The 15,428-nt window shown below is 50.3% G+C and carries 16 protein-coding genes; 2 read left to right on the top strand and 14 right to left on the bottom strand.

Annotation, left to right across the window (positions count from 1 at the left end; all coding sequences use genetic code 11):
- Positions 1–13 precede the first annotated feature (13 nt).
- The 14 genes from AQULUS_RS03110 to rpsB all read right to left on the bottom strand — a co-directional run bounded on the left by AQULUS_RS03110 (position 14) and on the right by rpsB (position 13,655).
- Positions 14–1,141, bottom strand: coding sequence for a hypothetical protein (locus AQULUS_RS03110; RefSeq protein WP_148338542.1), 1,128 nt, complete (start codon positions 1,139–1,141; stop codon positions 14–16).
- A complete protein-coding gene (locus AQULUS_RS03105; protein ID WP_148338540.1) occupies positions 1,089–1,820 on the bottom strand; it encodes a hypothetical protein in 732 nt (243 codons plus the stop codon). Before AQULUS_RS03105 ends, AQULUS_RS03110 begins: the two co-directional genes overlap by 53 nt.
- A gap of 327 nt (positions 1,821–2,147) precedes the next feature.
- Positions 2,148–3,302 carry a lipid-A-disaccharide synthase gene (gene lpxB, locus AQULUS_RS03100; protein ID WP_148338537.1) on the bottom strand — a complete coding sequence of 385 codons (1,155 nt, stop codon included), beginning with the start codon at positions 3,300–3,302 and terminating at the stop codon, positions 2,148–2,150.
- 45 nt (positions 3,303–3,347) lie between these two features.
- A complete protein-coding gene (gene lpxA, locus AQULUS_RS03095; RefSeq protein ID WP_148338535.1) occupies positions 3,348–4,112 on the bottom strand; it encodes an acyl-ACP--UDP-N-acetylglucosamine O-acyltransferase in 765 nt (254 codons plus the stop codon).
- Positions 4,113–4,116: 4 nt separating this feature from the next.
- On the bottom strand, positions 4,117–4,551 hold the full coding sequence (gene fabZ / locus AQULUS_RS03090) for a 3-hydroxyacyl-ACP dehydratase FabZ (RefSeq protein ID WP_456298081.1): 435 nt from the start codon (positions 4,549–4,551) through the stop codon (positions 4,117–4,119).
- Between the two features lie 8 nt (positions 4,552–4,559).
- On the bottom strand, positions 4,560–5,618 hold the full coding sequence (lpxD, locus tag AQULUS_RS03085) for a UDP-3-O-(3-hydroxymyristoyl)glucosamine N-acyltransferase (RefSeq protein WP_148338532.1): 1,059 nt from the start codon (positions 5,616–5,618) through the stop codon (positions 4,560–4,562).
- A gap of 135 nt (positions 5,619–5,753) precedes the next feature.
- Positions 5,754–6,446: an OmpH family outer membrane protein gene (locus tag AQULUS_RS03080; RefSeq protein ID WP_148338529.1), complete on the bottom strand. Its 693-nt coding sequence runs from the start codon at positions 6,444–6,446 to the stop codon at positions 5,754–5,756.
- A complete protein-coding gene (bamA, locus tag AQULUS_RS03075; RefSeq protein ID WP_148338526.1) occupies positions 6,433–8,751 on the bottom strand; it encodes an outer membrane protein assembly factor BamA in 2,319 nt (772 codons plus the stop codon). The genes AQULUS_RS03080 and bamA overlap by 14 nt, the downstream gene beginning before the upstream one ends.
- A gap of 212 nt (positions 8,752–8,963) precedes the next feature.
- Positions 8,964–9,776 (bottom strand): phosphatidate cytidylyltransferase, encoded by an 813-nt coding sequence (locus AQULUS_RS03070; protein ID WP_148338523.1) that lies wholly within the window; start codon positions 9,774–9,776, stop codon positions 8,964–8,966.
- Position 9,777: 1 nt separating this feature from the next.
- Complete coding sequence (locus AQULUS_RS03065; protein WP_148338521.1) at positions 9,778–10,512, bottom strand: isoprenyl transferase; 735 nt, start codon at positions 10,510–10,512, stop codon at positions 9,778–9,780.
- A 5-nt stretch (positions 10,513–10,517) separates the two neighbouring features.
- On the bottom strand, positions 10,518–11,072 hold the full coding sequence (frr, locus tag AQULUS_RS03060) for a ribosome recycling factor (protein ID WP_148338518.1): 555 nt from the start codon (positions 11,070–11,072) through the stop codon (positions 10,518–10,520).
- A gap of 149 nt (positions 11,073–11,221) precedes the next feature.
- Positions 11,222–11,959 carry a UMP kinase gene (gene pyrH / locus AQULUS_RS03055; RefSeq protein ID WP_148338515.1) on the bottom strand — a complete coding sequence of 246 codons (738 nt, stop codon included), beginning with the start codon at positions 11,957–11,959 and terminating at the stop codon, positions 11,222–11,224.
- A gap of 5 nt (positions 11,960–11,964) precedes the next feature.
- Positions 11,965–12,849, bottom strand: coding sequence for a translation elongation factor Ts (gene tsf / locus AQULUS_RS03050; RefSeq protein WP_148338512.1), 885 nt, complete (start codon positions 12,847–12,849; stop codon positions 11,965–11,967).
- A gap of 14 nt (positions 12,850–12,863) precedes the next feature.
- Complete coding sequence (rpsB, locus tag AQULUS_RS03045) at positions 12,864–13,655, bottom strand: 30S ribosomal protein S2 (protein WP_148338509.1); 792 nt, start codon at positions 13,653–13,655, stop codon at positions 12,864–12,866.
- A 223-nt stretch (positions 13,656–13,878) separates the two neighbouring features.
- On the opposite strand from rpsB, the gene map reads away from it, so the two are divergent.
- Complete coding sequence (map, locus tag AQULUS_RS03040) at positions 13,879–14,649, top strand: type I methionyl aminopeptidase (protein ID WP_197737281.1); 771 nt, start codon at positions 13,879–13,881, stop codon at positions 14,647–14,649.
- A gap of 77 nt (positions 14,650–14,726) precedes the next feature.
- Positions 14,727–15,308 (top strand): superoxide dismutase, encoded by a 582-nt coding sequence (locus tag AQULUS_RS03035; protein WP_148340266.1) that lies wholly within the window; start codon positions 14,727–14,729, stop codon positions 15,306–15,308.
- Positions 15,309–15,428 lie beyond the last annotated feature (120 nt).

The raw sequence follows: 15,428 nt of genomic DNA, 5'->3' as shown, positions 1-15,428 counted from the left end.
TGACCCAGCCTTTCTATATCAAATCCAGGCTCTTGTACTGGTTGCGCTTGTTTTGAATGTCTTGATATAGCGCGATATCAAAGGCTTTCAGTATCTCCTGGTTTAATTTATCCCATTTGCCAATATATGCCTGCGCTTCTGATGCGTCAGTGTATTCTTCCAGAGTCTTGTTCACATGCCCACGGATGGCAGCCTTGGAAGCGTTGAAGCAAGGCTCTTCAGCATAGCGCTCATCCAGCGTGTAAAACTGCAGGTGTTTTTCCAGGATTGAAATCAGCGTACCTGTCTTGAGTTCGTCAGCGACCTGCAGATTGGTTACATTTTCAAGCACGACTTTCCGCAAGCTTTCATCAAAGACTTTGGCTGCTTCTTTCACTCTGGGCAGCGCGGATTTGAAAGCGCGAATGGCATGATCGCGCATTTCTTTGACTGCGTGGACGTCCAGCGCTCCGGCAAGCAAGGCAGGGCCATTTTCCTGCAAGGCTTTCCAGGCTTGGTAATCCTTTGTAATTTCATCAAGGTAACGGGATAGCGCGCCGCCAGCATCCAGACATTCATATTTCGCGGTTTTCAGGTTTTCAATAAACCGCAGCGCTGTCTGCGGATCCTCGAAAGCAACAGCCTGCTGTTTTATCGCATTAATGACCGCCACTCTGGCTTCATTCAATGCGGCCGCGCCGACAATCTTGTTTTCCGCCAGAAATGCGAATTGATTGGTCAACAAAGAAGGCTCGGCCGATTTCGCCAGCGCGCCGACCTGGGCAACGATTTTGGACTGCAGCCGAACCACGAATGATTTAGCTTCAGCCTTATAGCTTCTGTGATTCAGCAAACTGCCGACCGCGTTTCGCAATTCATCCACTTCCGCGCTGCTCAGACTGGCAGGGGTTTGTAATAATTTGTCACCCAATGCTTTCATGACATTGCGAAATTTGACCCATTCCACGCCGCTGGCCAGACGTGTGTAACTGTCTTGCAACGCCTGGGCGACTTTCTGCCGGTTTTTTAACGCTTCCAGTTCCTGCTTTTCTGAAGAAAACCAGTCGCGGAAAAAATTAATAAAAGCACCGCGATTTTTACGTGCAAGTTCAATGCGCTGAATTTCCGCAACGGTGCTGGAGCCTATATTGCTGAACTTCACATGCACCTGCATCAATCTGGCCTATATAGTCTGTGACTTGCTTGGAAAAATTGCTGCCATCCTCCTTCAATTGCTCTTTGGGAAAGTTTTTCTTGGCGTCATTGAGTTCGGTGACATAATGTTCCACTTGCATTTCCGCCTGGGCCTGGATAAATGCCTCCGGAGAGTCATTCAGTGCCGTCAGCAGATAGGCTTCTTTTGGAACAGGCACATACCATGGGGTTTCAACGATCTTGCTCTCGGCATAGCGGGCTACTTGCTGAAGCCAGGTTTTTGCGCGCTGATACGCCGCGTCATTCGCACCTATCCCCAAAAAGCCGCCGGAACGCGCCTTGATGGCCTGGAATGCCAGCTGCGTCAAAAGATTAAACAAGAGTTTCAATTGCTGTTCTTGTTCGTAAGCCTGCCTGGCGGATGAATGCATATTCGGAAACAGAAAATCTTCCAGATGCTCGAAGACAATGTCGGCTTGAAAATTGAATTTCTGGTTCAACGCCATCAGATAAACTGCATGCTTATCGTTATATTCGCGCAGCTGTTGTTCCAGTGTGCGAAAGAAAGCCTCATCAGCGATCCCAGGCATATCGGGTGAAAGGTCTAGCTGAGCCTGGCCGGTGACATGCCCCTGCGGGTCATGAAGATTATAGTCAATCTTATTGTTTTTTCTCGTTTGTGCCATGGGAACCTCTCTTTCACACCGTAAAAGTAGATGAAATCCGGCTTTGAAATTCCCTTTCTCCTTTATCCTGTTCCCTTTCCCTGGAAACAGCTAATTCTTCGAACGTATCATAACAATCTTAAGGAATTCTTAAGAAATACCAAGTCTTAACAGTACTTTCATGTTCCCGCTTGCGCGGGAATGACGGGGGATAAACAGCCCTTCGACGGGCTCAGGACAGGCCCTTCGAGACGGACACTGACGTGTCCTCCTCAGGCCTGTCCTGAGCTTGTCGAAGGAGCGTACGGGTTTAGTGCTTTTTGTTCGCGCTTCAAAAATCAGGGAATATCAAGCCGCGCCCATCACACTCATGACGGCATCCGAAATGCAGCCGGATGAGTCCGCACGCAGCAGCTGGTGCAATTCAGTAAACCGGGCCTGAAGCGTCTGGACTTTTTCAGGATGATCCAGATAATCCAGCAGATGCTGGCAGATAGCCTCAGGACTGGCCGCATCCTGTATGAGTTCCGGCACCAGCAACTCATTGGCCAGCAGGTTGGGCAAGCCCACGTAAGGCGTTTTCACCAGCAATTTCGCCAATTGATATGTCAGGGCTGACATGCGGTAGGCAATCACCATGGGTTTTTTAAACAACATGGTTTCCAGGGTTGACGTGCCCGATGTCACCGCGACCACATCCGCCGCCGCCATCACATCTTGTGAACGGCGGGTAAAAAACTCCAGCGGCAGGTCCGGTGTATAGAGTTTGTAATATTCGTAAAATTCCTGATAACGCTGTTCATTCACATGCGCGGTGATAAAACGCAGATGAGGCCTCAGCTTCCAGGCCTGATAAGCGGCGCGCAAGAAAGGTTCCGCCATATAGCGGATTTCCTGCCGCCGGCTGCCGGGCAGCAAGGCGACATATGTCGCATTTTCTTCAATGCATAACGCGCGCCTGGCTTCAATTTTATCCGTGTGAAGGGGAATCTGTTCAGCGAGCGGATGCCCGACATAACGCACGGGCACTTGATGCTGTTCATAAAATTTTGCCTCGAACGGAAGCAGCGTCAGCATCAGATCCACGGCTTTCGCAATCTTGCGCACACGATACTGGCGCCACGCCCACACGCTGGGGCTGACATAATGAATCACGGGAATGCCGGCCTGACGCAGCTTCAATTCCAGACCGATATTAAAATCAGGCGCATCGATACCGATAAACACATCCGGCGGATGCTGAATGAAGTGGCGGTATAAATCACTGCGCAATTTGATCAAATCCGGAATACGGAATAAAGGCTCGATAAATCCCATCACTGCCAGGCGTTCGATATCAAAGAGATTGTCACATCCCGCGGCAGCCATGGCAGGACCGCCTATACCTTCGAATTGCAGATGCGGAAACCGTGAACGCAACGCCTGAATCAGCCTCGCTCCCAGCAAATCACCGGAAGCTTCCCCTGCAAGAATGCCAATTTTTTTGACCTGCTGATGTTCCAACTTGCCACCTCTGTCACGCAGCTACGCCCCGCACAATCCGGGGTGTCAGCGTACGATGCCGGAATTGGATGTTTCTATAAATTGAATCAGCTGCCGGATTTCAGGCGAGCCCATCTGTCTTAATTCTTCAATGGCTTTCGCAATGGTTAAACCGTTGCGATAAATAATTTTATAAGCGCGCCGCAATTCGCTTAACACTTCTTCAGCGAAACCACGCCGCTGCAAGCCCACGGTGTTCAATCCATACGGCTTGGCATAATAGCCGGAAACCTTGACGAAAGGAGGCACATCCTTGATGACCACCGAATTGGTGGAGACAAAACTGTGCGCGCCCACGCGGCAAAACTGGAATACGCCCGAAAACCCGCCCAGGGTGACGTAGTCGGCTACGCTGACATGCCCGGCAAGGGACGCATTATTTGCGAAAATGGTATGATTACCCACTTCACAATCGTGAGCAATGTGCACGTACGCCATCAGGAGGTTGTCGTTGCCAATGCGGGTAAGGGATTTATCCTGCGCAGTCCCGCGGTTCAGAGTGCAAAATTCGCGAATGACATTGCGGTCGCCAATTTCAAGATAGGTTTTTTCGCCGCGGAATTTCAAATCCTGGGGAATTTCACCAATCGATGAAAATTGATAGATTTTATTGTCACGTCCGATACGCGTCGGGCCCTGAATGACAACATGCGGGCCTATCCATGTTCCTTCACCAATTTCCACATCGGGACCTATGACTGAATACGGGCCGATATGAACATGATTTGCAATCCTGGCGGAAGGGTCAATTATCGCGGTTTTATCTATCACAGCCTTAACCTCTTTGTATGCGTGCACTCATAAATTCTGCTGAACAAGCCAATTCATCTCCAACATACGCCGATCCTTCCAGCTTCCAGACATCACGCTTGGAACGCATGACACTCACTTCCAGGCGCAGTTGATCACCAGGTTCCACCACGCGGCGAAACCGGGCATTATCAATGCCGGCAAAATAGTAAAGTGTCTCATCCGGCGTACTGCCTGTTGACTTATAAGCAAGCACACCGCCAGCCTGCGCCATGGCTTCAAGAATCAGCACGCCGGGCATGACGGGGCGGTTGGGAAAATGGCCGGTAAAAAAGGTTTCATTCATGGTCACATTTTTAATCGCGACCAGTGACTTGCCCATGTCAATTTCTATCACGCGGTCTATCAATAAAAAAGGATAGCGGTGGGGCAATAAGGTTAAGATTTCATGTATATCCATCACACATTTCATGACTCTTTTCTCTCTGTCAGCTCTTTTAACGCGATTTCCAGTGATTTGACCCGTTCCATCAGATTTTCCATCCGGTGAAAGCGGGCATTGTTTTTACGAAATTCCTTATTGGTGACGGCACCGACGATGCCGGAAGAATATATCCCCGGTTCGCGAATGGATTTGGTCACGGCGGTCATGCCCGTAATCATGACATTGTCGCCGATGGTAATATGTCCGGCGAAAGTGGATGCGCCGCCTATCATGCAGTTTTTTCCAATAACCGTGCTTCCGGCAATGGCAACACAGCCGGCGATAATGGTATTTGCGCCAATGCGCACATTGTGTCCGACCTGAATCAGGTTATCCAGCTTCGCGCCGTCTTCAATCACGGTGTTTTCCACCGCACCCCTGTCTATGGTGGTATTAGCGCCTATGTCGACGTCATCGCCTATCTCCACGCTGCCCAGCTGCGGAACCTTGTGCCATACGCCCTTCTGGTTGGCAAAACCAAACCCGTCACTGCCTATGACAGCACCGCTCGCGATGCAGCAGCGCCTGCCAATCCTGACCTTGTGATAGACCGCCACCCGGGCATCCAGCTGTGTGCCCTCGCCTATCTCCACATGATCTCCAATCGTTGAGCCTGGCCCGATCACGACATTGGCACCGATTTTCACATGCCGGCCAAGAGTGACGTGCGCGCCGATTACCGCAGACGCGTCAATGGAACAGTCTTCTCCCATGACTGCCGCAGGATGCATGCCGGTCGCCGTATCATATCGGTCGGTAAAAAAAGACGCGATTTTCGCATAAGTAAAATAAGGATTGCGGCTGATCACCGCATTCACAGGACACAACGCTGCGTCACCTTCGGCCAATATGACCGCTGACGCACGCGTACCAGCCAGATGTTTGCGATAAAGGGAATTAGTCAAAAAAGTGATATGGCCAGGCTGTGACTGCTGGATAGGGCTGATGCCGGTAATCAGACAGTCCGGATCACCTTTGAGTATCACATCAAGGCCGCTGATCAGATCAGCCAGTTTATATGCCAATTTGTTTGCAGACTTCATGAATCAAAAACTCGCATTGTTTTTTTGCGACAAACCATCCAGAGGCAGACATCGCAAGGAAAATCGCTGTAACTTTAAAAACGAATCTCCCCCATTAAGGGGGAGATGGTCATACCTGAAGATGAATACTGTCAGTTAGTTTTTAACGTTAAACTGCTTGGAAACATCTTTTGTAATGTCGTTGCCGTTGCCGGAATAGATAACAGCCTGTGAGTCAAGCACTAAAGCATAGCTTTGTGACTTGGCAATCGTGGATACGATACCGTTCAGATCGCTCAGGATATTTTGCATGATCTTGTTTTGTTCTTTTTGCAAATCCTGCTGATAAGCAACCACTTTCGCTACCAGGTCAGAACGCTGGGCAGATATTTTCTTCTGCATGGCGTCTTTGTCTTTCTGGCTCATGGTGGGTGATTCTTTCTTGAATTTATCCATCATGTCCTGCAATGATTTTTGTTCATCATTGATTTTGGCCTGACGATTTTTAAAATCATTTTCAAGTTTCTTGCTTAAGTCAGCAACACGCGGGGACTGTTGTAAAACCTGTTGTACGTTAACAACAGCAACCTTGATCTGAGAAGGTAAGTTCATTGTCACAGGCGCGGTTGCAGCAGTTTCAGCGGCTGCACATACTTCAACGCCTGCCGCAAGCGCAAGAGCCCCGAGTAAAATGCCAAATTTTTTCACAATCTTCATGATGATCTCCAAAGTAAAATTAATTGCCATGTCCCTAAACCTAAAGTCAGTCATTGTACCAATTTTGTCGCGCGATTGGCACACCTTAATACAACAGCATGCAATAATGCCATGTTTATCAGAAATTCGCACCTAGAGAAAACTGGAATGTTTCTCTTTCATCACCCTTGCGCAGGTTCAGCGGCTGGGACAGGCTGATCGCAATAGGACCAAATGGAGTCAGCCAGTCAGCTTCTATACCGGTTGAATAACGCAGGGGGCCTGCATTGGTGCTGGCACCGCCGAAATTCTTGTTATTTGTGGTACTGAATACGTTGCCCGCATCCACAAAAACACTAGTGCGCAAATTGTCCGAAATATAATTCGGGAAAATCAGGTTAAGACTGCCGTTGACCAGCGTATTCGCTCCAAATACATGATAATTCGAGTCTTTTGGTCCAAGTGAATAACCCTGGTAACCATGCACGGAATCAATGCCGCCCGCATAATAGTTTTTGAAGAATGGAAAATCACTCGTGCCGTGTAACCCATTGCCATAACCCAAATTGGCTTTGGCCAGCATGATGAACTGGTTCCAGATAGGCTGATAAAACCTGCCGGCATAGTTTAATGTATAAAAACTGACCGACCCTTGGGATAAAGGCGCATACATATCCAGGAACAAAGACTGTGACGAACCGCGCGTCGGGAAAATGGCCCGGTCACGACTATCGCGGGAAATACCCAGTTTGAAATCCGCTTCCTGGGTATGCCGGGTATGATTATTGATAAAGGTATTGACCTGATTGGAAACCTTGCCCGGAATCAGGTGAACCAGCAGGTTCTGATAGCTGACACCCGCGAGCAGGCGGCTGATCGCGCCGCGTTCCTGGCCTATGGGTATGCCGTACAAGACACCCATGTTGTATTCATTGGAAGTATAACCAGCATCCACGCCCGCGCCGCCCGGGTCAACACGTGACAAGGACAGGCTGAAACTGCGGCTGATGCCGTCTTCCGTATAATAGGGGTTGGTATAGTCTATGCCATAGAATTGTTCGTATTTGCTGCGCGACAGATTCAGGCCCAGGGTATTGCCCGTGCCTAAAAAGTTCTTCTGGTTCAGGCCGGCGCCGAGAATGAGACGATAAACTTGTGAATACCCCAGCTTGAATGAAGCCTGAGCGGAGTTTTCTTCCTTGACCTTGTAATTCACATCCACCTGGTCGTCAGCGCCAGGGACTGGTTTGACGGACATGTCAGCTTCCTTGATGTAAGGAAGCAATAACAAGCGCTGCTTGGATTCATCCAGCTTGATGGTGGATGCCGGAGAGGCTTCCAGCTGTTGTACTTCACGGCGCAGCACCACATCATTGGTGCGCAGATTATCCGAGAATGTGACCTGGCGCACATAAGCGCGCTTGCCCGCCTTGATATCAAAAGTGAGCGACACCTTGTGTTCGGCTTCATTTACCGCTGGACGCACAGACACGACCGCGAACATATAACCCTTGTCACCATAAGCGCGGTTCAGCAACTTTTGTGTATCCAGGACTTGCTGTCTGGAGAAAGTGGTGCCTGGCTTGACGAGCACGCGCTTCATTAACTCGTCACGCGGTATGATCATGTCACCCGCCACATCCACACTTCCTACGGTGTAAGGCTGTCCTTCGGAAACCACAATGGTGATATAAACGGATTTTCTGTCCGGCGTCACTTGCGCCTGGGCGGATTTCACTTCAAATTTGAGATAACCGCGGTCCATATAATAACTGCGCAGTTTCTCAACGCTGGATTCCAGCTTTTCTTCAGAGTAACGGTCTGTCTGTGTGATAAACGTGAGATAGCCGGTGGTGGTCAAGTCCATCTGTTTGACAAGCGTGCTTTCATCAAAAACATGATTGCCGATAATGGAGATGCGGCGCACTTTCGCCACCAGGCCTTCGGAAATATTGATTTGTACCAGCACGCGGTTGCGCGGCATGGGTGTCACGACCATATCCACACGCGCATTATACCGGCCCAGCTGATAATACTGGTTCAACAGGCTTTGCTTGATTTTTTCCAACACTGCAGCGTTGTAGACGCGCCCTTCGGCGACATCCAGTGATTTCAACACCGTAGTGAGCTTGTCTGTGGGAATGACCGAATTGCCTGAAATCTTGAGTTGGCCAATGGTAGGACGCTCAACCACATGCACAATGAGAGTGCTGCCTTCTCTTGACAAACTGACTTGATCAAAAAATCCGGTTTGATAGAGGGAACGGAGAATCGCCGCTGTTTTTGCAGACTGCAAAGTCTGGCCGCGCTTGATCGGCATATAACTTTCAACAGTCGCCGGAGAAAAACGCTGCAATCCCTGGAATTGTATCTGTTTTACCACAAAAGACTGCTGTGCCCAGGCACCGCCGCCAATCAACAAGTAAGAAATCAAAATCAAATATGCTAATTTTTTCATTGTATTTATTTTTTTATGCAGTCATTGCCAATATTGGAGTTGCCAATTATCTTGGCTTTTCAATTTAAAATCCAGTTCTTTTCATCTGGTCCATTTGAAAGCCCGTCCTGACGCGTGATGCGTGGTGTGCCAGAACAGTGTTAAAACTTTTTCCAGCGCGCATGAAAATATTGTCACGCCGCGGCGCAAGCGCGCACAAAGTGAAACGCTGGCTAATTAAGATACGACCCCAGCAGAATTCCGCCCAATACAAAAACAGGCGCCGCCGCCGTCAGACTATCAATCCGGTCCAGCAATCCACCGTGGCCCGGCAATAATCTGCCTGAATCTTTCAAACCAGCCTGGCGTTTCATCATACTCTCAAACAAATCGCCGACAATCGAAAACATCACGGTCACCAGCGATAACAGCAGCGCCCAAGGCCAGACGGCATACCGGATCTGACAAATCCATAAGGTAAGCAGCGCAATCAGCACGGAACAGACTTGTGCGGCCCACACACCCTGCCAGCTTTTTCCCGGGCTTACCAGCGGCGCCAGTTTGGTTTTGCCCCATTTCTTGCCGGAAAAATACGCGGCTGAATCCGCACCCCAAATGAGGACAAAGAGAAACAGCAGTGAATACAATCCTTGAGCCTGGCTGCGTATATAATTGACAGCCGCCCAGCATGGCAGCAGCGTCAAAATACCCATCAAGCCGCGCGCGAAAACGCTGCCGCCCCACCACTGGCTGCAGAGCGGATAGCAAAGCACCAGAAACAGCGCCAGCAGCCACCAGACAAATGCGGCCGCGAATATCAAGGTCACGGGAATAAACATGGCGGAGACAAAAGCCGCTGCGGCGATGAGCACATATAGCAGACGGCCGGCGAAAGACCGGACTTGCATCAGGTTAGACCATTCCCACGCCGCCCCCAGCGAGATCAGGCCGGTAACGATTAAAAACCACGGTGCAGAAAGATAAAACAGGATGCCCAGCATGACCGGAATCAGAATCACTGCCGTGATGATGCGCTGCTTCAACATGTCAACCTGCCAGCTCGTTTAATTGATCACTGCTATAGCCAAAGCGGCGCTCGCGCTCCGCATAGTGAGAAAGTGCTTTTTCCAGCTCAGCCTCATCAAAATCCGGCCACAGTGTTTCGGTAAAATAAAGTTCGGAATAAGCCAGCTGCCAAAGCATGAAGTTACTGATGCGCAGTTCGCCGCTGGTACGAATGAAAAGATCGGGATCAGGCAAATCCGCGAACGACAAGTTTCGCCTGATCAATTCCGGCGTGATGTCCTGACTGGATAAAGTGCCAGCTTCAACGGAACGGGCCAGCTCCCGCACCGCCTGGCAGATATCCCACTGTCCGCCATAATCGGCCGCGATGATGAGAGTCATCCCGGTATTGGCGGCGGTGAGATGTTCCACTTCGGTAATTTTGCTGCATAACTTTTCATTAAATTTGCTGCGGTCGCCAATAAAACGCAGGCGCACATTGTTTTCATGCAGCATTCCCACTTCACGTTCCAGGCCGGTGAGAAACAACTCCATCAAATAACTGACTTCCTGGGCCGGGCGGCGCCAGTTTTCACTGCTGAAAGCAAACAGGGACAACACCTTGATTTTGTGTTTCGCGCAATTCCTGACTATTCGGCGCGCAGACTCCACACCCGCTTTATGCCCCGCGACACGCGGCAAAAAGCGCTTTTTCGCCCAACGTCCATTTCCATCCATGATAATGGCGACATGCTGCGGCAAGCTGGATTTGTTCATTAAAATTATATCGCCATGAGATCGGTTTCTTTGGCTGAAGTCAATTGATCCACTTCAGCAATACACTTGTCCGTGATTTTCTGCACGTCGTCGATAAGACGCCGCTCTTCATCTTCGGTAATGGTTTTGCTCTTCAGCATTTCTTTGAGCTCGGCATTCGCGTCACGGCGCAAATTGCGGATGCTCACGCGCGCGGCTTCCGCTTCATTACGGACTACCTTGATGAGTTCCTTTCTCCGCTCTTCGTTCAACGGCGGCATAGGGACGCGGATAACCGTGCCCGCGGTGGCAGGATTCAAGCCCAGATCAGAATTCAGGATGGCTTTTTCAATGACCTGAACCATATTCTTTTCCCACGGAGTGATGGTTAATGTCCGCGCATCCGTCGCGTTAATATTCGCGACCTGGTTTAACGGCATTTCATTGCCGTAATAATTGACGCGGATATGTTCCAGGATACCGGGATGGGCACGGCCCGTACGCAGTTTTGCAATTTCAGCCTTATAGGATTCTATACTTTTACGCATGCGTGATTCTGCGTCTTTTACTATCTTGTGCATGAATGAATTCTCCACTCTAACAGATTGCCCTGTTGTCATCCTGAGCCGCGTTTCACGCTTTCCGGGGCACTCGGAAGCGGTGCGGGTTACCTTCATGCGGCCTTGCATCAAGCATCAGGGATTCATGCAGGCAACCATGGCCATACTGTCTATTCCAGCGTCTGAATCAGTGTTCCGATATCCTCGCCCAGCATGATACGCTTGAGCGCGCCTGGCTTATTCATGTTAAAAACCCGCAAGGGCAATCCATGGTCCTGACAAAGCAGTATCGCTGTCAAATCCATGACACCCAGCCGCTTGCTGATGACTTCATCGTAACTGAGCGTCTGATAGCGTTCCGCCTTGGGATTTTTTATGGGATCATCATTAAACACGCCTTCCACCTTGGTGGCCTTGAGGACAATATCAACGCCGATTTCAATGCCGCGTAACGCCGCGGCGGAATCCGTTGTCACCAGGGGATTGCCGGTACCCGCCGATAAAATGACAACACGCCCCTGACGCATGCATTCCTGCGCCCTGTAGCGGTCATACTGGTCGGCGATACTGGGTACAGCAAAAGCAGACATAAGCGTGGCAGGAATAGACCTGGACTGAAGCGCATCGCGCAACGCAAGACCGTTGATGACGGTGGCCATCATGCCCATCTGGTCAGCTGAGATCCTGTCAAAGCCGGCGGCGCATAAATCCGCGCCGCGAATCAGATTGCCGCCGCCTATTACCAGCGCGACTTCAATGCCCAATTGTGTCGCGCCCGCGATTTCCTGGGCTATACGCGACAGCTTGCTCGCATCTATCCCGAACAAATGATCGCCTTGCAGCGCTTCACCACTGAGTTTGACCAATATGCGCCGATAAATCGGTTTTGCAGATGCGTCGTTTTCCATATGGTTTAACCACCCTGAACTTGAGACATCACTGCTTCTTTAAAGTCTTCAGTTACCTTTTCTATCCCTTCACCCACTTCGTAACGATAAAACGCCAACACCTTGGCACGGTGTTTGTTCAGCAGACTGCCCACGGTGGTATCGGGATCCTTGACAAAAGGCTGGCCCGTCAGGCTGATTTCATCCAGGTACTTCTTCAACCGGCCCAGCACCATTTTCTCTATAATGTCTTGCGGCTTGCCGCTGTTTGCCGCCTGTGCCATATAAATTTCTTTTTCCTTTTCAATAATGTCTTTGGACACATTGTCAGGAGAAACCACAACAGGCTTGCTCGCGGCAATATGCATGGCGACATCCCGGGCCAGGTCCTTATTATCCGTATCCAGTTCCACGATGACGCCGATACGGCTGCCATGCAAATAAGTACCGGTTGACACAGCAGAAGGCTGGCTCAACACGATGCGGCGTATCTGCACATTTTCTCCGACCTTGGAAACCAGTTCCTGGCGCGATTCTTCCACTGATTTGCCATAACCTTGCAGAGGCAATCCGGAAAGTCTGCTTACATCTTCTTCCGCGGAATTCAACGCCGTTTCTGCGACCGCCTTCACAAAAGCGGTAAAGTTATTGTCGCGGGCGACAAAATCCGTCTCGCTGTTGATTTCCACCATCACGGCGCGCTTGCCATTATCCAGGATCGCGACCGCGCCTTCCGCGGCAATGCGTCCGGCCTTTTTGCCAGCCTTGGTCACGCCGGCCTTGCGTAATTCTTCGATCGCGCGCTCCATGTCTCCGCCGCTGGCCGCCAGCGCTTTCTTGCACTCCATCATTCCCGCGCCGGTGCGTTCACGCAATTCTTTAACCTGAGAAGCTGAAATAGTTACCGTCATGTCACATCCCCTCGTTATTTACCCTGCTCACTGCCATCTGTCTGGTCTTCTTCATCCGCTGCGGGTGTTTCGGCGGCTTCGGCTTCCACTTCCACAAATTCATCTTCGCCTTCACTGCCATCCAGCGCGCTCGCGCGGGCTTCCTGCACCACATCGGCGACAGTAGAGGCAAAAAAGCGTATGGCGCGGGTAGAGTCATCGTTTCCAGGGATAACATAGGAAATGCCGTCCGGATCATTGTTGGAATCAACAATGCCAATGACAGGGATACCCAGGCGGTTTGCTTCGCGGATAGCGATTTTTTCATGGCCCACGTCAACAACAAACAGCGCATCGGGAATACCGCCCATGTTCTTGATACCACCCAGGCTGTTCATCAGTTTGTCCTTTTCACGTTCCAGGCCCAGAATTTCCTTTTTGGTCAGGCGGCCGAACTTGCCGGATTCAAACATGGCTTCCAGCTCTTTAAGACGCTTGATCGATTGGCGTATGGTTTTATAGTTTGTCAGCATTCCGCCCAGCCATCTGCGGTTCACATAAGGCATTTTGCAACGCTCGGCTTCCTGCTGGATGATATCCTGAGCGGCATATTTGGTGCCTACAAACAGGATCTTGCCTTTTTTGGCAGCGGTGCTGCTGATAAAGTTCAGCGCATCCTGAAATAGCGGCAGGGTCTTGCCAAGATCGATAATATGGATCTTGTTGCGGGAACCGTAAATGTAAGTCGCCATTTTAGGGTTCCAGTAACGGGTCTGGTGGCCAAAGTGCACGCCAGCCTTCAGCATATCTTGAATAGATACTTGCATGGATTGTTTCCTCTCGGGTTAAGCCTCCGCCCATCCTGTCCGCCAACCCGTCTTTATCATCTGACAGGGCACCCAGCGAAAAGTTGTGACAAGCGTGTGGACTATAGTTAAGTTAGTTATTGCTTAATAAAGCACGCCTTTATACCATAGAAACCCTGTCATCAACAATATGCGCGTAACAAACAAAAAGCCGGCATCCGCCCGCTATGACCCAAGGGAAACCATGACTGAAATCACGATCAATAACAATGAAGACATTGAAAAAATGCGTATCGCCGGAAGACTGGCCGCAGAAGTCCTGGAGATGATCAGTCCTTACGTCAAGGAAGGGATTACCACTGACGAGCTGGACAAAATATGTCATGACTACATAGTTAATGTCCAGAAGGCTATTCCCGCCCCCCTCAATTATCATGGTTACCCCAAATCGATTTGCACCTCGGTCAATCATCAGATCTGTCATGGTATTCCCGGACCCAAAAAGCTGAAAGAGGGCGATATCGTCAATATCGATGTGACCGTGCTGAAAGACGGTTACCACGGGGACACCAGCAAAATGTTCTGCATAGGCAAACCATCGGTTCTCGCGGAGCGCCTGATCAAGGTGACCCAGGAGTGCTTGTATGCCGGAATCGCCCTGGTCAAGCCCGGTGTTCACCTGGGAGACATCGGGGCCGCTATCCAGGAACACGCCGAGAAAAACCGCTTCAGCGTTGTGCGCGAATATTGCGGACATGGCATAGGCAAGGTTTTTCATGCGCCGCCCAATGTGTTACATTACGGCAAACCTGGGACTCGCGAAATTCTCAAGGCAGGGATGATTTTCACCATTGAACCCATGATCAATGCCGGCAAGCGCGACGTGAAGCTGCTGCCGGACGGATGGACCGTGGTGACCAAAGACCACAGCCTGTCAGCGCAATGGGAACACACGATTCTTGTCACTGAAACAGGCCATGAAATCCTGACCCTGCGCGATGAAGAACGCATTTGACATGGGTTGGCGGCGCAGCCGCCATACCATGCCAGCGATCCCGCTGGCGGACACAATTGATATCATTGAAGGAGAAAATCATGTTTGAATTACCCAAACTCCCTTATGCGATGGATGCCTTACAACCCCATATTTCCAAGGAAACACTGGAATATCATTATGGCAAGCATCATCAGGCTTACGTAAACAATCTCAACAACCTGACCAAAGACAATGAATTCACTAACCTGCCGCTGGAAGAAATCATCATGAAATCTACCGGCGGTATTTTCAATAACGCCGCACAGGTTTGGAACCATACCTTTTACTGGAACAGCTTGACGCCGCATGCGAAAGGCGAACCCGAAGGCAAGCTCGCTGATGCCATTAAAAAGAAATTTGGTTCGTTTGACGAATTCAAAAAAGCCTTCACTCAGTCTGCGACCACCTTGTTTGGCTCAGGCTGGACCTGGCTGGTCAAAAACGCCCAGGGCGAGCTGGAAATCATGAACACAGGCAATGCCGGGCTTCCCATGAAAGATGACAAGACCGCGCTGCTCACCTGTGATGTCTGGGAACACGCTTATTATATTGACTACCGCAATGTACGCGCCAATTATGTGGAAAATTTCTGGAAGCTGGCTAACTGGGATTTCGCCGCGGAAAATTTCGCGGGATAAGCAAACAGCCGCATCAGCCTGAGACGCACTGTCCTGCCCGGTCATCCTGAAGAATGCTTCTTGCAGCCACGGACTTTCCCGCAAAAACAGTGCTCTCGGCTGAAAATCCCCGGACAAAAA

It is taken from the genome of Aquicella siphonis (assembly GCF_902459485.1).
In the GTDB taxonomy this organism is placed as follows: Bacteria; Pseudomonadota; Gammaproteobacteria; order DSM-16500; family DSM-16500; genus Aquicella; species Aquicella siphonis.
Note: the sequence above shows the minus strand (reverse complement) of the source record. Positions and strands in the feature narration are given on the sequence as shown.